The 17,852-nt window shown below is 75.2% G+C and carries 18 protein-coding genes, 1 tRNA gene and 1 other RNA gene; 14 read left to right on the forward strand and 6 right to left on the reverse strand.

Going from position 1 to position 17,852, the window contains the following annotated elements; genetic code table 11:
- Position 1 precedes the first annotated feature (1 nt).
- From I598_RS14385 to I598_RS14395, 3 genes are all read right to left on the reverse strand, one after another.
- Positions 2-664, reverse strand: coding sequence for a LytR C-terminal domain-containing protein (locus I598_RS14385; protein ID WP_068203592.1), 663 nt, complete (start codon positions 662-664; stop codon positions 2-4).
- 37 nt (positions 665-701) lie between these two features.
- A complete protein-coding gene (locus tag I598_RS14390) occupies positions 702-998 on the reverse strand; it encodes a type II toxin-antitoxin system VapB family antitoxin (protein WP_068203594.1) in 297 nt (98 codons plus the stop codon).
- Between the two features lie 110 nt (positions 999-1,108).
- Positions 1,109-1,193: transfer RNA gene (locus I598_RS14395), tRNA-Ser, on the reverse strand.
- Positions 1,194-1,357: 164 nt separating this feature from the next.
- Here I598_RS14395 and ffs point away from each other — a divergent pair.
- The 5 genes from ffs to I598_RS14420 all read left to right on the forward strand — a co-directional run bounded on the left by ffs (position 1,358) and on the right by I598_RS14420 (position 5,658).
- Positions 1,358-1,454, forward strand: an RNA gene (ffs, locus tag I598_RS14400) — signal recognition particle sRNA small type.
- Positions 1,455-1,811: 357 nt separating this feature from the next.
- Positions 1,812-2,708, forward strand: coding sequence for a MetQ/NlpA family ABC transporter substrate-binding protein (locus tag I598_RS14405; protein WP_068203596.1), 897 nt, complete (start codon positions 1,812-1,814; stop codon positions 2,706-2,708).
- 154 nt (positions 2,709-2,862) lie between these two features.
- Positions 2,863-4,080, forward strand: a complete 1,218-nt coding sequence (locus I598_RS14410) for a methionine ABC transporter ATP-binding protein (RefSeq protein WP_068203598.1) — start codon at positions 2,863-2,865, stop codon at positions 4,078-4,080.
- Positions 4,077-4,730 carry a methionine ABC transporter permease gene (locus tag I598_RS14415; protein WP_068203600.1) on the forward strand — a complete coding sequence of 218 codons (654 nt, stop codon included), beginning with the start codon at positions 4,077-4,079 and terminating at the stop codon, positions 4,728-4,730. Before I598_RS14410 ends, I598_RS14415 begins: the two co-directional genes overlap by 4 nt.
- 73 nt (positions 4,731-4,803) lie before the next feature.
- Positions 4,804-5,658 (forward strand): hypothetical protein, encoded by an 855-nt coding sequence (locus I598_RS14420; RefSeq protein WP_157557256.1) that lies wholly within the window; start codon positions 4,804-4,806, stop codon positions 5,656-5,658.
- Positions 5,659-5,672: 14 nt separating this feature from the next.
- Here I598_RS14420 and I598_RS14425 read toward each other — a convergent pair whose 3' ends face one another.
- From I598_RS14425 to I598_RS14435, 3 genes are read right to left on the reverse strand one after another with little or no spacing between them, the layout of a single operon-like run.
- Positions 5,673-6,464, reverse strand: a complete 792-nt coding sequence (locus I598_RS14425; RefSeq protein WP_068203604.1) for a hypothetical protein — start codon at positions 6,462-6,464, stop codon at positions 5,673-5,675.
- Positions 6,461-7,177 carry an ABC transporter ATP-binding protein gene (locus I598_RS14430; protein ID WP_068203610.1) on the reverse strand — a complete coding sequence of 239 codons (717 nt, stop codon included), beginning with the start codon at positions 7,175-7,177 and terminating at the stop codon, positions 6,461-6,463. Before I598_RS14430 ends, I598_RS14425 begins: the two co-directional genes overlap by 4 nt.
- Positions 7,174-7,731 carry a TetR/AcrR family transcriptional regulator gene (locus I598_RS14435; protein WP_083973355.1) on the reverse strand — a complete coding sequence of 186 codons (558 nt, stop codon included), beginning with the start codon at positions 7,729-7,731 and terminating at the stop codon, positions 7,174-7,176. The genes I598_RS14430 and I598_RS14435 overlap by 4 nt, the downstream gene beginning before the upstream one ends.
- Positions 7,732-7,820: 89 nt before the next feature.
- Here I598_RS14435 and I598_RS14440 point away from each other — a divergent pair, with 89 nt between their 5' ends.
- The 9 genes from I598_RS14440 to I598_RS14480 all read left to right on the forward strand — a co-directional run bounded on the left by I598_RS14440 (position 7,821) and on the right by I598_RS14480 (position 17,810).
- The gene (locus tag I598_RS14440) at positions 7,821-10,727 is read left to right on the forward strand and encodes a DNA polymerase III subunit gamma and tau (RefSeq protein ID WP_068203612.1); all 2,907 of its coding nucleotides are present in this window, start codon (positions 7,821-7,823) and stop codon (positions 10,725-10,727) included.
- Entirely contained in the window at positions 10,724-11,146 is a 423-nt protein-coding gene (locus I598_RS14445; RefSeq protein ID WP_068203613.1) for an NUDIX hydrolase, read from the forward strand. Before I598_RS14440 ends, I598_RS14445 begins: the two co-directional genes overlap by 4 nt.
- Positions 11,143-12,720: a serine hydrolase domain-containing protein gene (locus tag I598_RS14450; protein ID WP_068203614.1), complete on the forward strand. Its 1,578-nt coding sequence runs from the start codon at positions 11,143-11,145 to the stop codon at positions 12,718-12,720. The genes I598_RS14445 and I598_RS14450 overlap by 4 nt, the downstream gene beginning before the upstream one ends.
- A gap of 141 nt (positions 12,721-12,861) precedes the next feature.
- Complete coding sequence (locus tag I598_RS14455) at positions 12,862-13,809, forward strand: ABC transporter ATP-binding protein (protein WP_068203615.1); 948 nt, start codon at positions 12,862-12,864, stop codon at positions 13,807-13,809.
- Complete coding sequence (locus tag I598_RS14460) at positions 13,806-14,633, forward strand: ABC transporter permease (protein WP_083973357.1); 828 nt, start codon at positions 13,806-13,808, stop codon at positions 14,631-14,633. Before I598_RS14455 ends, I598_RS14460 begins: the two co-directional genes overlap by 4 nt.
- Positions 14,634-14,668: 35 nt before the next feature.
- Positions 14,669-15,931 (forward strand): sensor histidine kinase, encoded by a 1,263-nt coding sequence (locus I598_RS14465; RefSeq protein ID WP_157557258.1) that lies wholly within the window; start codon positions 14,669-14,671, stop codon positions 15,929-15,931.
- Positions 15,928-16,533, forward strand: a complete 606-nt coding sequence (locus I598_RS14470; RefSeq protein WP_068203620.1) for a response regulator transcription factor — start codon at positions 15,928-15,930, stop codon at positions 16,531-16,533. The genes I598_RS14465 and I598_RS14470 overlap by 4 nt, the downstream gene beginning before the upstream one ends.
- A 70-nt stretch (positions 16,534-16,603) precedes the next feature.
- Positions 16,604-17,203, forward strand: coding sequence for a recombination mediator RecR (recR, locus tag I598_RS14475; protein WP_068203622.1), 600 nt, complete (start codon positions 16,604-16,606; stop codon positions 17,201-17,203).
- Positions 17,204-17,288: 85 nt separating this feature from the next.
- Positions 17,289-17,810: a DUF5063 domain-containing protein gene (locus I598_RS14480; RefSeq protein ID WP_157557339.1), complete on the forward strand. Its 522-nt coding sequence runs from the start codon at positions 17,289-17,291 to the stop codon at positions 17,808-17,810.
- The last annotated feature ends 42 nt before the right edge of the window (positions 17,811-17,852 follow it).

Below are 17,852 nucleotides of genomic sequence, written 5' to 3' on the forward strand. Positions count from 1 at the left end.
GTCACCCCTCGGGCGGGGCCTCTTCCTGGGGGTCCCGCCCGAGGCCGTACTCGCGCGCGACCGGGGTGAGCTGGTCGAGCGGCACGCAGCCGGGGCGGTTCTGCAGCGGCTGGTCGGCGGCCAGGGGGACCTCCTCGACCGGCAGCGGCTCCACCCACTCGCTGCCGACGACGAGGTCGACGACCCCGCCGTTGCGGTCGTCGAGGATGAGCTCGATGTCGGAGAACTGGGCGGCGAGCGTGTAGGCCGCGGCGATGCCGTTGGCGCCGTAGCGGATCTCGGACAGCCCGTCGACGGACCGGGAGAAGTCACCCGAGTCGCGGACGTCGAACCCGCGCTCGCTGAGGACCTCCTCGTTCGCGCCGGCGAGGGCGAACCGGTCGTCGGCGGCGTTGTAGATCCGCACCCGCACCTCGTCGTACGGCAGCGGCAGCGTGCCGTCCTCGGACTCCGGCAGGCAGGCGGGACGCATGGCGGTGACCGCCGTGACGGGGGTGTGGATCGGCTCGGCGAACGGCGCCTCGATGGTGTCCGTGTAGATGGCCAGCGCCCCGAGCCCGGCGAGGACGAGGAAGGTCAGGAGCAGCCCGAAGACGACGGCCTGGCGTTCGTGCTTGCGTCGGCGTCGAGCGACGCGTGCAGGGTCCGGGGCAGTCGAGGTCACGCGACGAAACTACCCGAGATTCCGGCGATCGCCGGTCTCACGCCACCGTGAGGACGCGAGCGTGCAGGATGGGGCGCTGCTGGAGCGCGGCGCGGACGGCGCGGTGCAGCCCGTCCTCGAGGTAGAGCACGCCGCGGTACTCGACGACGTGGGCGAACAGGTCGCCGAAGAACGTGGAGTCGTCCGCGAGGAGCGCGTCGAGGTCGAGGGTGCGCTTGGTGGTGACGAGCTCGTCGAGGCGGACCTGGCGCGGCGGGACGTCCGACCAGTCCCCGACGCCGTCGCGTCCGTGGTCCGGGTACGGGCGTCCTGCTCCCACGGCCTTGAAGATCATGGCTGCCATCGTAGGGGGCGGTGCTCGCGGGCCCTCCGGTACCTGTGGCGGTGGCGTGCAGGTCCGGGGACGACGAAGGCCCGCACCGTGCGGTGCGGGCCTTCGGCCGGCGGAGGATGGGGGATTCGAACCCCCGAGGGCGTGAACCCAACACGCTTTCCAAGCGTGCGCCATAGGCCGCTAGGCGAATCCTCCTTGGTGCCACCCGCGACACGTCTGTGCAGGCAACTCCAGCAGAATAGCGGACGCAGGGGCTCGACTCCGAATCGGCGGGTTGTGAGGTGCGCGACCCGTCGGGGGCGGCCGGCGGGAGCAGACGCCGGGTTTCGGAACGAGGGCCGGTCTCGGCTAGGGTGGGGGCAGACCCCTCGTGCGGCACCATCTCGCCGAACTCCCCCAGGGCCGGAAGGCAGCAAGGGTAAGTGAGCTCTGGTGGGTGCGCGAGGGGTCCTTTGCGTTCTCCGGCGCGGCAATCTGCCCCATTTGGGCGGCGGTCTCGCGATGTGGACGCACGACCATCCGCTGGATGGGATTTTCCGCCGTTCGAGTTGGAGATCCGTCCGTCGTGGTGTTCCTCTGGGGTCATGCACCGCACCGTCAGCCCAGCACCCAGCCCCGCGCGCCGCACCCGGCGCGCCGGCATGTGCTGTCCTGCGGCCAGCGGGCGAATGCGCCAGGGCTGACCAGCCCTCGCACCCGCCGTCGTCCACCGACGGCGCCGCCCGCCGCGCGCTGATGGCCGCGGCTCGCACCCCCCTCTCTCCGCACCGGCGAGACCCGCCGTCGTGCAGCCCTGCCCCGAAGGACACCACCGTGAACCTGCGCACCACCCTGCTCACCGCCGGCGCCGTCGCCTCCGTCCTCGCCCTGACCGCCTGCGGCGGCGACAGCGAGGCCGCCGCCCCCGCGGCCGGCACCCCCGAGGACCCGATCCGCATCGGCGTCGTCTCCTCCGGCGAGGACTACTGGACCACCTTCACCGAGGCCGCCGCGGCCGAGGGCATCACCGTCCAGATCGAGAACTTCTCCGACTACCAGCTCCCCAACCAGGGGCTGAGCGACGGTGACCTCGACCTCAACCAGTTCCAGCACCTGCAGTTCCTCGCCGGCTACAACGTGGCCCGCGGCGAGGACCTCACCCCCATCGGCGCCACCGCCGTCTACCCGCTCGGCCTCTACTCGGCGAAGCACGCGAGCCTCGACGAGATCCCCGCCGGCGGCCAGGTCGCCATCCCCAACGACGAGACCAACCAGGCGCGCGCCCTCCTCGTCCTCCAGGAGGCCGGCCTCATCGCCCTCCAGGGCGGCGGCAACTCGTTCTCCACGCCGGCCGACGTGATCGCCGAGGAGTCGAAGGTCACCGTCACCCCCGTGGACGCCGCGCAGACCGCGCTCGCCCTGCAGGACGTCGACGCCTCGATCATCAACAACGACTTCGTCGGCGATGCGGGCCTCACCGTGGACGACGCGATCTTCTCCGACGACCCGGACGCGTCCGCGGCCGAGCCGTACATCAACATCTGGGTGTCGCGTGCCGAGGACGCCGACGACGAGACGCTGAACCAGCTCGTCGACATCTTCCACACCACCGAGGTCGAGGAGGGCGTCATCGCCGCCTCGGGCGGCACCGGCGTCATCAAGGACAACGACGCCGCCGACCTCCAGACCATCCTCGACGGCATCGAGTCGAACCTCGCCGACCAGGGCTGACCCGTCGCCGCGAGTCAGCACTGCCGGGCGCGAGTCAGCGCAGGTGCCCGCGAGTCAGCGTGCGAACCCGGGTGTTCCTGCGCTGACTCGCGCCCATCTGCGCTGACTGGCGCCGATCTGCGCTGACTCGCCCAGCCGTTCTGAAAGGAGAGTCGTGAGCGAGCCCATCATCAGCTTCCGCGACGTCGTCAAGGAGTTCCCCGCCCATCGAGGGCTCGGACGTGGCCGACGTCGCGACGCCGCGGTGCGCGCCGTCGACGGCGTCACGCTGGACGTCGAGGCAGGCGAGATCTTCGGGGTCATCGGCTACTCGGGCGCCGGCAAGTCGACGCTCGTGCGGCTCGTCAACGCGCTGGAGACGACGACGGCGGGGTCCGTCGTCGTCGACGGCACCGACCTGACCGGGCTGAGCGAGGCGCGGCTGCGCCCCGTGCGGGCCGGGATCGGGATGATCTTCCAGCAGTTCAACCTGCTGTCGTCGCGGACCGTCGCGGGCAACGTCGCATACCCGCTGGAGGTCGCGGGCTGGTCCCGCGCCGACCGCGACGCCCGGGTGGCCGAGCTGCTCGACTTCGTCGGCATCGCGGACAAGGCGAGCGTCTACCCGTCGAAGCTGTCCGGCGGGCAGAAGCAGCGCGTCGGCATCGCCCGCGCGCTCGCCGCGAACCCGAGGATCCTGCTCGCCGACGAGGCCACGAGCGCCCTCGACCCCGAGACCACGGCCGACGTCCTCGCGCTGCTGCAGCGCGTGAACCGGGAGCTCGGCATCACCGTGGTGGTCATCACCCACGAGATGGAGGTCGTCCGGTCGATCTGCCACCGGGTGGCGGTGATGGAGCACGGGCGCGTCGTCGAGCTCGGCGACGCGTACGGCATCTTCAGCTCCCCGGCGCACGCCGTGACCCGCCGGTTCGTCGCCTCCGCGCTGCGGGACCGGCCTTCCGACGCCGTCCTGACGCGCCTGCGCACCCGGCACGCGGGGCGCATCGTGTCCGTCCGGGTGGACGAGGTCGCGGGGTCGTCGGCGCAGGTCATGGGTGCGCTGGCCGACCACGGCGTCACCGGCACCATCGTCTACGGCGGGATCTCCGAGGTGGCCGAGCGTCCGTACGGCTCGCTCACGCTCGAGCTCGTCGGGTCCGACGACGCCGTGCACGCCGCGCTCGACGCGCTGCGGTCCGTGACCGCCGTCGTCGACCACGGCACGGCGGCCCACCCGCTCGACACCGACGACATCCCCAGCGGCCGGGCACCGGGCGCCGAGGGGACCGACCGTCCGGCCGGCGACCGGCCCGCGCCGCCCGCTCGCCCGCCTCTCGGTGGCGGGCTGTTCGGCGGCACCACCGGCACCGTGGAAGGGAACGCCCGATGAGACCGGATCTTGTCCCCCTGCTGGTCGACGCGTTCGGCCAGACGATGTACATGGTGCTCATCACGCTGGTGGTGGGCGGGTTCTTCGGCCTGGTGATCGGGCTCGGCCTGTACCTGACGCGGCCCGGCAACCTGCTGGCGAACCGGGGCGTGTTCGCGGTGCTGAACGTGGCGGTGAACATCGTCCGGCCGGTGCCGTTCCTCATCTTCCTCGTGGCGCTGGGCCCGGTGACGCGCGCGCTGGTGGGCACCACGATCGGTATCGAGGCGTTCACGTTCGCGATGTGCGTCATGGCGTCGTTCGTGTTCGCGCGTCTCGTGGAGCAGAACCTGGTGTCCATCGACCCGGGTGTCATCGAGGCGGCGCGCGCGATGGGGGCGTCACCGCTGCGGATCGTGCGCACGGTGGTGGTGCCCGAGGCGCTGTCCCCGCTGATCCTGGGGTACACGTTCCTGTTCGTCGGGGTGCTCGACATGTCCGCCATCGCCGGGTACCTGGGTGCCGGCGGTCTGGGCGCCTTCGCGATCGACTACGGCTACCGCCAGTTCGACTGGGCGGTCACGGCGATCGTGGTGGTCGTCATCATCGTCATCGTGCAGCTCGTGCAGTGGTTGGGCAACGGCCTGGCGAGGCGGGCGCTGCGCCGCTGAGCCGCGGTGCCTCGAACCTCAGGGGTCGCTCAGGAACCGTGTGGTTGCCCGGGCGAACCGGCATCATCGGCGGATGACCAGCGACCGACCCGGGGCGCACGGCGTCCGACCTGTGCTGAAGGTGCTCGGCGGCCTCGCCCTCGTGGTGGTCCTGGCGCTCGCCGCCGTCGTGGTGTGGGCTGTCGTCACGGTGACCGGCCGGTCGGGCGGTGGCCTGGCCGACGAGCTGGCCGAGCGGGTCGCGATCGGCATCGCGGACGACGTCGAGGGGTCGTACGCCGAACCGCTCGACGCGGAACGTCTCGCCCAGCAGGCGGTCGCCGACCCGCGGCTGCCATCCGACCCGGCCGTCGACTACGACGTCGTCGCGCTCGCCTGGGAGGGCGACTCGGGGGAGGACGGCGCGATCGTCGACGTCGCGATCCACGTCGACGTCGCCTCCTGGTCGGACGGCGCGATGTTCGGCGAGCGGCGCGACGCGAGCTCCGCGACGCAGTGCTGGCGGCTCGTGGTGCGGGCCCACGAGCACGACGACGTCGCGGACCACGAGCAGATCGACTGCCCGCCGGGCGCCCTCGCGGCCGGCGCGACCGCGCGACCGTCCCCGACGCCGCTGCCGTCGCTCGGCCCCGACGCCGAGCAGGTCGTCCTCGGCGTCCTGGACGCGCTGCCCGACGGCGCGACGGCCGACGACGCCGAGACGGCGCTCGCGGCGGCGTTCGACGAGTTCGTCGACGTGCGCGCCGAACGGGAGGGCGCCGAGCTGGTCGCGACGGTCGGCGTCCTGCGGTCCCGGGACTGCGTCGTCGGGGTGCGGCCCGACGGCGAGGCGGCGTGGCGGTTCAGCGACTTCGACCGGATCCTGCTCGAACCGGGGGAGCTCGGCTGCGCCCCGGGCCTCTACCTGCGTCCCGTCGTCACGCACTGACGGCGACGCCACGGTCAGACGTCGGTGAGGCGCCGCCACTGCACGACGAGTGCGCCGAGGGCGGCGGGGACCACCGCGGCGGTGAGCGCCAGGGCAGCACCTGGCACGCTCGCCGCGGCGGCCTCCCCGCCGGTGCCCGTCCACAGCGACGGCACCGCCCACGGGAACCACGCCCCGCCGCCGAGCATCACCACGACCTGCGTGACCGCGACCGTCCCGATCAGAGCCCCCACGGTCGCCAGCGGGCTGCGCGTCCAGGTCGCGACCGCGGCGAACGGCACCGCGAGCCCCGCCGCGAGCACTCCCGCGACGACGGCCCGCCCGGCGGCTGCCGCGTCGGCAGCGTCCCACCCCGCACCCGGGTCGAGCGCCGACGTCACCGCCGCGCAGGCGACCACGACCGCCGTCGCCACCACCGCGCAGCCGGCCGCCCAGGCGAGGACGACGACGGCGCGGGCGAGCGCGACGACGTCGCGGGGCACGGCCAGCGCGAACCAGCCTCCCGCGCGCCCGTCGGCCAGCGGCACGCCGAACGCGGCCGCCAGCGCGAACCCGCCGGCCAGCAGCACGGCCACGGAGAGGACCTGGCCGGCGGCCGTCAGCTGGTCGGCCGCGGCGTCGGCACCGCCGAACCCCGCCAGCTTGGCGCCGCCCGTGCCGACCAGGGCTCCGGACCGGGCGAGCGCCACCAGCCCGACGCAGGCCGCCGGGACGAGCAGCACGAGCAGCGGCGTCGCGAGCCTGACGACGGTCGACCGTCGCCAGGCGACGGCCTCGACCCGCAGCGCCGTGGCGAGCCCGGTCACCGTGTCCCCCCGTCCGCGGCGAGCACCGCCCCGAAGAACCGCTGCTCCATCTCCGCACCCGGCGCGAGCCCGCCCACGACCCGCCCCGCGTGCACGACCAGCACGCGGTCCGCGACGCGCGCCACCTCGTCGAGGTGGTGGCTCGACACGAGCACGGCCGCGCCGGCGTCCGCGAGGGACCGCACGAGGGTGCGCACGACGACGACCCCGCGGGGGTCGAGGGTCGCCGTGGGTTCGTCGAGCACGAGCGCGGCGGGGGTGTGCACGGCAGCGCACGCGATGCCGAGCCGTTGCGCGTTCCCGGCCGACAGGGTGCGGGCGCGGGCGTCGGCCCAGGCGCCGAGGTCGAGCCGGTCGAGAGCGGCGGCGCAGGCGGAGGGCACGGAGCCGCGGTCGAGCCCGTGCAGCAGCGCCGCGGTGCGCAGGTTCTCCCGGACCGTGAGGTCGGGGTCGACGAGCCCGGCGCCGACGCAGTGCCCGAAGCGGCGGGCGGCGGCGGGGGTGAGCCGGGCCGGGTCCTGGCCGTGGACGCGGGCGCGCCCGCCGTCGGGCCGCAGGCGACCGGTGAGCACGCGCAGGGCGGTGGTCTTCCCGGCGCCGTTGAGCCCGACGAGGGCCACGACCTCACCCGGCGCGACGGCGAGGTCGAGGCCGTCGAGGGCGGTGCGGCCGGCGAACGTGTGGCGCACCCCCGTGAGCTCGAGCGCGCTCATGGCGTGCCGGCCAGGACGTCGAGCGCGCGGCCCACGGTGGCGTGCAGGGGTGCGGCGGGGTCGGCGGCGAGCAGCGCGGCCGTGCAGGCGGCGAGGCAGGCCGCGGCCGCGACGGAGGCGTCGAGACGGGGCGTGCCGTCGGCGACGAGCCGGTCGACGATCGCGGTCTCGGTGGCGGCGGTGGCGGCGACGACGGCGGGGCGCAGCGTGGGTTCGGCGGCGACGACGGCGACGCGGCGGCGTGCGACCTCGTCGTCGTCGGGGTCCACAGCGTCGAGCGCGGCGAGGAGCCCGCGGCGGACCCGTTCGAGGGGCGGCAGGTCGGCCGGTTGCGCGCCGACGGCGGCGGCGACGAGGGGGTCGAACGGGTCGGTGACGACGACGGCATCCTTCGTGGGGTAGTGGCGGAAGAACGTCATGGGGGTGATGCCGGCGGCGTCCGCGATCCGGTCGACGGTGGTCGCGGCGTAGCCGTGCTGCTCGAACAGGTCGAGGGCGACGGCCTGGATGCGGTCGCGGGTCCGTCGTGCGCGGGGGGTCGCCGGGATGCTCACCCGTCGATCGTCCCACAGATGTGAGTAACTAACATTTCAGGTCGGGCCCGGCCTCGTGCCTGTCGGCGTCGGCGTCTATCGTTGGCCCGGTGACCACCGCTCTGTACCGCCGCTACCGGCCCGAGACGTTCGCCGAGGTGATCGGCCAGGAGCACGTCACCGCCCCGCTGATGCAGGCGCTGCGCAGCGGGCGCGTCAACCACGCCTACCTGTTCTCCGGCCCGCGCGGCTGCGGCAAGACGACGTCGGCGCGCATCCTCGCGCGCACGCTCAACTGCCACCGCAACACCCCCGAGCAGCCGATCGACACCCCCTGCGGCGAGTGCCCGTCGTGCGTCGAGCTCGCGCGTGGCGGCTCCGGCTCGCTCGACGTGGTGGAGATCGACGCCGCGTCGCACGGCGGGGTCGACGACGCCCGCGACCTGCGCGAGCGCGCGACCTTCGCGCCCACGCGCGACCGGTACAAGATCTTCGTCATCGACGAGGCGCACATGGTGTCGCCCGCGGGCTTCAACGCCCTGCTGAAGATCGTCGAGGAGCCCCCGCCCCACATCAAGTTCGTCTTCGCGACGACGGAGCCCGACAAGGTCATCGGCACCATCCGGTCGCGGACGCACCACTACCCGTTCCGGCTGCTGCCGCCCGACGTGCTCGGCCCGTACCTGGAGCAGCTCTGCACCGCCGAGGGCGTCGAGCTCGGTGCGGGCGTGACCCCGCTGGTCACGCGTGCCGGCGGCGGCTCCGCCCGGGACACCCTGTCCGTGCTGGACCAGCTCATCGCCGGCGCCACGGGAAAGACCGTCGAGTACGACACCGCCGTCGGCCTGCTCGGCTTCACGCACGCCACGCTGCTCGACGACGTCGTCGACGCGATCGCCGCGCGCGACGGCGGCTCGATCTTCCGCGTCGTGGACCACGTCGTCGCGACGGGGCACGAGCCGCGCCGGTTCGTCGAGGACGTCCTCGAGCGGCTGCGCGACCTCATCGTCATCGCCGTGTCCGGGGACGCCGCGGGCGCCGTGCTGCGCGACCTGCCCGCCGACCAGCTCGACCGGATGCGGCACCAGGCGGCGAACCTCGGGGTCGCGGAGCTGTCCCGTGCCGCCGACCTCGTCAACGACGCCCTCACCGAGATGGCCGGGGCCACGTCACCGCGCCTCCACCTGGAGCTGCTGTGCGCGCGGCTCCTGCTGCCCGGCGCCGACGACGGCACGCAGGGCCTCGCCGCCCGGCTCGACCGGCTCGAGCGGGGCGCCGTGGCCGCCGGGCCGGTCGCGCCCGCCGGGCAGGCGCCCGTGTCCGCCGCCCCCGCAGGAGCGACGGCCGGTGTCGGCGGAACCGGAGCCGCCGCAGCCGTGCCGGCGACACCTGCCCCGGGCGTCGCCGGGGCGGACGGCGGGCTGTCCGGTGTCGCCGCCGCGCGGGCCGCGCTCCTGGCGAGCCGCCGATCCACCGGTTCCGCGGGGTCCGCGGCCTCCGCCGTGGAGGTGCCGGCCCCTGCCCCTCCCTCTGCCGGAGGACCCTCCGGGCCCGGCGACGGCGCGCACCCCGACCGCGACGTCGAGGTGACGGCGAGTGCGGCGACGCCGTCGAACCCGGCGGACGACGCGGGGCAGGATCCCGACGTGGCGCCGCAGGCGGCCGACGGGAGCCCGGAGGTCGGTGCCCGCACCGCCGTCGTGGCCGCGCCGTCCCCGCATGCTCCGGCGAGCACGGTCCCCGAGCAGGCCGTGACCGGTGCGCCGAGCACCGAGGCCGCCGCCGCGACCTCGGCCCAGGGCGAGCCTGAGCCCTCCGAGCCCGCGCCGTCCGTGGCGCCCGCCGCCGTCGAGCCCGAGCCCTCCGAGCCGGAACCCCGCACGGCGGGCGCGGCCGACGCCGCGGCCGACGCCTCACCGTCGCGGCCCGCGGCCGCGTCGGACGGCTCGGCCGACGGCCAGGCAGCCACGGCCGCCGGCACGCCGACCACGCCGAGCACGCCGGTCGGCAGCGTCTCCGCGCCCGCCGGCACGACCGCGGAGGATGTGCGGCGCCGCTGGGACGAGGTGGTCGCGAACCTCACGAGCCCGGTGACGCGCGCTCTGGTGGACCAGAACGCGCAGGTCGCCTCGCTGACGGGGGACCGGCTGCTGCTCGCGTTCCAGACCGAGCCGCTGGCCCGCAACTTCTCGCAGCCCCGCCACCTCGAGGCGTTCGGCGACGCGCTCTACCAGACGCTCGGGCTGCGCGCGCAGGTCGACGTGACCGTCGGGGCCCCCGGTCCCGGCGACGGCCCTGCCGCCGGCCGGCAGGACGCCGGCTCCCCGCAGGCCTCGACCGGCCGTCCGCCCGGGGGACCCGTCGGCGGTACCGGGAACGCCCGGTCCGGGCGCTCCGGCGGTGCGGGCCCCGATCGGGGGGGACGGTCCGGGCACCACGCCGCGGGCGACGCCCTGGCCGACGAGGACCCGGGCGACCCGGGCGACCCCTGGCCGGACGTCCCGCCACCCCCGGACGCGCCCGACGCTCCCGACGTGGCCGACTCCGGCCGCGGGACCGGTGCGGGGCCGACCGGTGCCACCGGTCCGGCGCCGGGCAGGGGAGCGGCCGAGGCTGCCGACGCCGCCTGGCTCGCGGGCACCCCGACGCGCGCGGTCGCGCCCGCGGCTGAGCCCGCGCCGGCGCAGCCGCCTGCCGGTCGGTCGGGGGGCAGCGCGTCGTCGGCCGCACCCGCCGGCGACCGTCCCTCCAGCGGCACGAACGGCCCGAGCGGCGCAGGCGGCACGCCGTCGTCCGGCGCGCGCGCCGCGGCGGCGCGGGCGGCGGCCCGTCCCACGGCGTCGGCCGTGCCGGACCGTCCGGCCGCCCCGGAGCCGCCGCCGGACCCCGGCTACGCCGACGGCGACGACGCCTCCGACGACGACCCGGACATCGCGTCCACCGGTCTCGTCGGCGTGCCGCTGGTGGTCAAGATGCTCGACGGCGCGGTCATCGACGAGGTCGTCGACCAGCCGTGACGACGCCGACCACCCTGCACATCGTGGCGGCCGTCATCGAGCGCGACGGCCGCGCCCTGCTGGTCCGCAAGCGCGGCACGACCGCGTTCATGCAGGTGGGCGGCAAGATCGAGCCGGGGGAGGACCCGATCGCGGCGCTCGTGCGGGAGTGCGCGGAGGAGATCGGGCTCGTCGTGGACGCCGCGCTGGTGCGCCCGCTGGGCCGCCACCACGCGGTGGCCGCGAACGAGCCCGACCACGTGGTGGACGCGCACGTGTTCGCCGTCGACCTGCCCGACGGCTTCGAACCGGCACCCCGGGCGGAGCTCGCCGAGGTGGTGTGGGTCGACCCGGCCGCACCGGCGACCACGCATCCCGTCGCGCCGCTGTCCGTGGACCTGCTCGCCCGTGCCGGAGGTCGGGCAGACTGGCCCGCGTGACGACGACGCACCTGCTGCCCCGCGCGAACCCCGAGTCCCAGGGGGTCGACCCCGCCGCCCTGACCAGGCTGGTCGAACGTCTCGACGGGATCGACGACGTCCACAGCCTCCTGGTGCTGCGGCACGGGCACGTGGTGGCCGAGGCGTGGTGGGACCCGTTCACCGCCGCGGAGCCCCACAAGATGTTCTCGGTGTCGAAGTCGGTGACCGCCACGGCCGTCGGGCTCGCCGTCGCCGAGGGCCTGCTGGACGTCGACGACCGCGTGCTCGACCTGCTGCCCGACGACGCGCCGTCCGACCCGGGGGAGAACCTCGCCCGGATGCGGGTGCGCGACCTGCTGACGATGACGTCAGGTCACGACGCCGACACGATGCTGTTCACGCTGCACGACCTGCACCGGCCGGGCGGGTCCTGGGCGCGGGACATCCTCGCGGCGCCCGTCCCGCACGAGCCGGGCACCCGGTTCGTCTACAACACGGGGGCGACGTACCTGGTCAGCGCGATCCTGCACCGGCTCACGGGCGAGCGGATGCTCGACTGGCTGACGCCGCGGCTGTTCGCGCCGCTCGGCATCGTGGGCGCCACGTGGGAGCAGTGCCCGGCCGGGATCGACGTCGGCGGGTACGGGCTGCGGCTCACCACCGAGCAGCTCGCTGCCCTCGGGCAGCTCTGGCTGCAGCGGGGCCGGTGGGAGGGACGCCAGCTGGTCCCGGCGGCCTGGGTGGACGAGATGACGTCCGCGCAGGTGCCGAACGGCCCGCGGGACGAGCCGGGGGAGCCTGGCGACTGGTCCCAGGGGTACGGCTTCCAGTTCTGGCGGTGCCGGTTCGGCGCCTACCGCGCCGACGGCGCCTTCGGGCAGTTCTGCGTCGTGTGGCCCGAGCACGACCTCGTCGCCGTCCTCACGAGCGGGACGGCGCGCACCGCGGCCGAGCTCACGGCGGTGCTCGCCGAGCTCGGCCCGGCGTGCTCGCCGGCGCCTGCCGAGGTTGCCGTACCGGCGTCGGACGGCGTCCCGTTCGCGCCGCCCGGTCTCGCCGTGTCGTGGCCGCGAGGTGCGGCGGGCACGCCGCTGGGGGCGATGGTCGAGGGCGCGCCGTTCGTCCTGGCGCCGCACGCGGGGGACCACCTCCCCGGCGGGTCCCCGGACGCCGACCCGGACACCGGCGACGAGGCCGACCCGGACGCCGCACCGGGCAGCCCGGACGACGAGCGGGCCGGTGCGTTCCTGCGCTGGCACGCCGTCGCCGTCCACCACGCCCCCGACGGGATCGAGCTGCGCTGGACGACGGAACCGGACGGGCCCTGGCACACCGTGCGCTGCGGCGTCGGACGCTGGACCACCGGTGAGGTGGTGCTGGTCGACGAGCCGATCCGGGTCGCGGGCGCCGCGGCCTGGACCGCGCCCGACACCCTGCTGCTCCGCCTGCTCTGGCAGGGGACGCCGTTCGCGCTGGACGTCACGCTGCGGTTCGGCGGCGACGGCGAGGGGCGGCACGTCGAGGTGGCCGTCGACCAGAACGTCGCGTTCGGGCCCACCGCCCTGCTGCGCGCGACCGGCCTGGGGGCCTGACCGGCCCGCCGGCCGGCACCGGACCGCGCCGGACCGCACCGGACCGGGATGACAGATGTCACGCCGCACCCGTGCGCTCCGCACACGAACCGGTGAGAGGTGGCACTACCTGCGACGACGCCCCCGCGGCAGGCTGGGGTCATGACCGAGAACATCATCTCCCTGCGCGGCGTCCGACGCCGCTACGGCCGGTTCGAAGCGGTGCGCGGCGTCGACCTCGACGTCCGCCGCGGCGAGCTGCTGGCCCTCCTCGGGGTCAACGGCGCCGGCAAGACCTCGCTGGTCGAGCTCGTCGAGGGCCTCGCGCCCGCCGACGGCGGCACGATCAGCGTCCTCGGGCACGACCCGTACCGCGAGCGGCACCGCGTCGTCGGCGGCCTCGGGATCATGCTCCAGGAGGCCGGCTTCTCCGCCGACCTCACCACCGCCGAGACGGCCCGCATGTGGGCCGGCACCCTCGGCGCCCCGCGCGACGTCGACGAGGTGCTCGCCTCGCTCTCCCTCGACGGGCGGGCGGACGTCCGCGTCGGCAGCCTGTCCGGCGGCGAGCGCCGCCGCCTCGACCTGGCGCTGGCGATCCTCGGGCGTCCCGAGCTGCTCATCATGGACGAGCCCACCACGGGCCTCGACCCGGAGAGCCGTCGCGCCGTGTGGCGGCTGGTGCGTGGCCTGCTCGACGACGGCATGACGGTGCTGCTCACCACGCACTACCTGGAGGAGGCGGAGGCGCTCGCCGACCGCATCGCGATCATGCGGGCGGGGCGGGTGGTCCGGGAGGGCACGGTCGCCGAGACCGTCGCCGCGGAGCCCGCCCGCATCGAGTTCGTCCCGCACTCCGACGGCGGCGAGCGGCTCACGCTCACCCCGTCCGACCTGCCCGTGCTCGCCGGGACGGTGGGCGTCGAGGTCGACCGCGACCGCGTGCTGCTGCAGACCACCGCGCTCCAGCGCGACCTGGAGGGCCTGCTGGTGTGGGCCCGTGAGCGCGGAGTGGTCCTGGAAGAGCTCGATGCGCGCGCCGCGTCGCTCGAGCAGGCGTTCCTGTCCCTGGCGCAGGGCGCCGACACCGACGAGGAGGTTGCCGCATGAGCACCACGACCGTTCCTGCCCCTGCCGCCCGCGCGACCGCGCCGCGGTTGCGGAGGCTGATGTCCCTGACCCGCGCGGAGACGCTGCTGCTGCTGCGCAACCGCACGGCACTGATGTACGCGCTGGCGCTGCCGGTGGCGTTCGTCCTGCTGTTCTCCGTCGTCGGTGGCATCGGTCGCGAGGACGCCGTCGGCCAGGAGGTCTCGGCGGGCGTCCTGGTCACGCTGCTGACGATCTCGTTGATCTTCGTCGTCTACTACAACATCACCACCGCGTACGTGGCCCGCCGTGAGGACCGGGTGCTGCAACGACTCCTCACCGGCTCGGCGTCGCGGCTCGACGTGCTGCTCGCACCCGCCGTCCCGCCCGCCGTGATCGTGCTGGCCCAGGTGGTGCTCGGGTACGTGGCGGTCACGCTGCTGCTCGACCCGCCCGGCCTGGTGAACCCGGTGCTGGTGCTGCTCGCCGCGGTCGGCGGCACGGCGGTCATGGTGGCGCTCGCGGCGGCCACGGCCGGCATGTCGAGGACGGTCGAGTCGGTGCAGCTCACCACGCTGCCCGTCATCGTGCTGGTGCTGCCGTTCGCGGGGATGTTCCCGCTGCCGCAGGGCAGCGTCATCGACACCGTCGCGCGGTTCACGCCGCTGCGCGGCGTCACGGACCTGCTGTGGCTCGGCCTGACGGGCCGGGACGCGGACGGCGCCACCCTGACCTTCGCCGAGACGTTCGTGGCGGCCGCGCAGCCGCTCGGCGTCGTGATCCTGTGGACGGCGCTGGCCGCCTGGGCCGCACGACGGTGGATGCGCTGGGCCCCGCGTCGGTGACCGGCGCGCACCGAGGGGCGTGGCAGGCTGGCGGGGTGACCTCCCACCGGCCTGCCGCGTCCCTCGCGGGCGGTGCCCGCGGCGTCGAGCTCTACACGCGGGTCACCCTCTACCTGTTCGTGCCGCTGGAGGCGTTGTTCTACGTCTACGCGGTGGTCGCCGTCGCGGACAGCGCGGAGCCGCTGCCGTCCGCCGGCGCCCTCGGCGCGCTGCTGGTGACGGCGGTCGTGCACATGGGGCTGTGCTTCTGGACGATCCACGTCGGGTTCGACGAGCCGCTGGTCGACGGCGGGCGCCCGCACCCGGCGATGGTCGCGATGCTCACGGCGACGGCGGTGCTGGCGGCGCTCGCGCTGGTGGTCCTGCCGGGCGGGGAGGGCTGGGCCGACGCCCGGTCGCTGACGATCGGCGTGTGCGGCGCGGCGACCTTCGGGGCGCTGGCCGTCGGGTTCCCGTTCCGCCGGCTGGCGGTGGCGGCGGTCGGGCTGCCGGTGCTGGTCGTCGCGCTGGCCGCGCTGGACGGCGGGCTCGGGGCGGGCACCGTGTCCCTGGCGGTCTTCCTCTACGCCGCGACCCTGTTCTGGACGGGCACGGTCCGGCTGTCCGTGTGGGTGCTGGAGGTGGTGCGCGAGCTGGAGGCGACCCGCGAGGTCGCGGCCCGGCTCGCGGTCGCCGAGGAGCGGCTGCGCATCTCGCGGGACATGCACGACGTCGTCGGGCGGGCGCTGTCCGCGGTGGCGGTCAAGAGCGAGCTGGCGGCGGCGCTGGCCCGTCGCGGCGACCCGCGGGCCGCGGACGAGATGGACGAGGTCCGCACGCTGGCCCACGACTCGCTGCGCGAGGTGCGCGGCGTCGTCGCGGGCTACCGGTCGGCGGACCTCGCGACCGAGCTCGCCGGGGCGCGGTCCGTGCTGCGCGCCGCCGGGATCGCGGTGCGCGTCGTCGGGGACGTCCCCGCCCTCGACCCGTCGCGCCAGGAGGCGCTGGCCTGGGTGGTGCGGGAGGCCGTGACGAACGTGGTGCGGCACTCGCACGCCACCCGCTGCCGCCTCGACCTGGACCGCGACGCCGCCGCCGGCGACGTCGTGCTGCGGGTCACCAACGACGGCGTGGCGCGCACCGCCGACGCGGTGGGCGCGGCCGACGCTCCCGGCGACGTGCCCCGCCCGCCCGGCGGCACCGGCCTGGCCGGGCTGCGCGAACGCCTCGCCGCCGTCGGCGGCAGCCTCGACGTCGCCGCGCACGGCCACGAGTTCACCGTCACCGCCCGCGTCCCGAGCCCTGGAGCGACCGCATGATCCGCATCGTCCTCGCCGACGACGAGACCCTCATCCGGGACGCCGTGGCGCGGCTGCTCGACCTGGAGGACGACCTCGAGGTCGTCGCGGTGGCGGGCAGCGGCCCCGAGGCGCTCGCCGCGATCCGCCGGGAGCGCCCCGACGTCGCGGTGCTCGACCTGCAGATGCCGGGCGCGGACGGCATCGAGGTCGCCGAGGCGCTGCTCGCCGAGCAGCCGGCGTGCGGGATCGTCATCGTCACCGGGCACGGCCGGCCGGGGCACCTGAAGAAGGCGCTCGGGTCCGGGGTGCGCGGGTTCCTGCCGAAGTCGGTGCCGGCGACGGTGCTGGCGGACACGATCCGGCAGGTCGCCGCCGGGGGCCGGTACGTCGACCAGGAGCTCGCGGCGGAAGCCATCGCCGCGGGGGACTCGCCGTTGACGGCCCGCGAGGCCGACGTCCTGGAGCTCGCGGCCGACGGCGCCCCCGTCGAGGAGATCGCGGCCCGCGCCGCGCTCGCCCCGGGCACGGTGCGCAACTACCTGTCGTCGGCGGTCGCGAAGCTCGGAGTCACGAACCGGCACGAGGCCGTGCGGCTCGCCCGCGCGAAGGGCTGGGTCTGAGTCTGAGCCCGCCGGTGCGGCGCCCCGCGAGGTGCGCGGGAGCGTCACCGGCGGGCCGTAGGCTGAGGGCGTGTACGAAGGCGCGGTCCAGGACCTGATCGACGAGCTCGGCCGGCTGCCCGGCGTCGGGCCCAAGAGCGCGCAGCGGATCGCGTTCCACCTGCTCGCCACGGACGCGTCGGACGTCCGCCGCCTGGTCGACGCGCTGACGGAGGTCAAGGCGCGCGTCCAGTTCTGCGAGACGTGCGGCAACGTGGCGGAGTCCCCGACGTGCCGCGTGTGTGCCGACCCGCGCCGCGCCGACGACGTCATCTGCGTCGTCGAGGAGCCGAAGGACGTCGTCGTCGTGGAACGCACCCGCGAGTACCGCGGCCGGTACCACGTGCTCGGCGGGGCCATCAACCCGCTGGAGAACGTCGGCCCCGACGACCTGCGCATCAGCCAGCTCCTCACCCGGCTCGCGGACGGCACGGTCACCGAGGTGATCCTCGCCACCGACCCGAACGTCGAGGGCGAGGCCACCGCCACGTACCTGTCCCGGCTCATCGCCCCCATGGGCGTCACCGTGTCCCGCCTGGCGTCCGGACTGCCCGTCGGGGGAGACTTGGAGTACGCGGACGAGGTGACCCTCGGCCGTGCGTTCGAAGGACGACGGGTCGTCGGGGCCTGACCGGCCCGCGCGGTCCACGACAGGACAGGTGAGCACCGTGCCAGAGATCGCAGCAGACTCCGAGCTCCGCGAGGTCGCGGAGCTGATGTCCGCGCAGGCCCGCACGTTCCTGTCGACCACCACCCAGGTCGCGTCCGGCGGGTTCCCCGGCGCGGAGATTTCCCTGCTCATCCTCGCGACGTCCGACCTGCTGGCCGCGGGCGCCCGCCTCGCCGCGATCGTCGACGTCGTCCCCGCCGAACGGTTCGAGCCCGACACCGGGCGCCAGACCGACGTCGACCCGCTGCGCGACGCCCTGGCGCAGATGTTCGACGGCTTCGACGACTACGCCGAGGTCGCGGACCCGCTGCTCGGCCCCGAGGTCGTGCCCGCCACCATCTCCGGCGACCTCGCGTGCGTCACCGAGGAGGTCGCCAAGGGCCTCCAGCACTTCGACGACGGCCACGAGCTCGAGGGCCTGTGGTGGTGGCAGTTCAGCTACCTGTCGATCTGGGGGGACCGCGCGTCCTCCGTGCTGCGGGTCCTGCAGGCCGTGCTCGCCCACCTGCGCCTCGACGTCGAGGACGACGTCGCCGCCGAGGCCGAGTACGACGCCCTGCACTCCTGACCGGACTCCCGGGGCCGCCGCACGCGAGCGCCACCTAGGATC

The organism is Isoptericola dokdonensis DS-3 (assembly GCF_001636295.1).
Taxonomy (GTDB): Bacteria; Actinomycetota; Actinomycetes; order Actinomycetales; family Cellulomonadaceae; genus Isoptericola; species Isoptericola dokdonensis.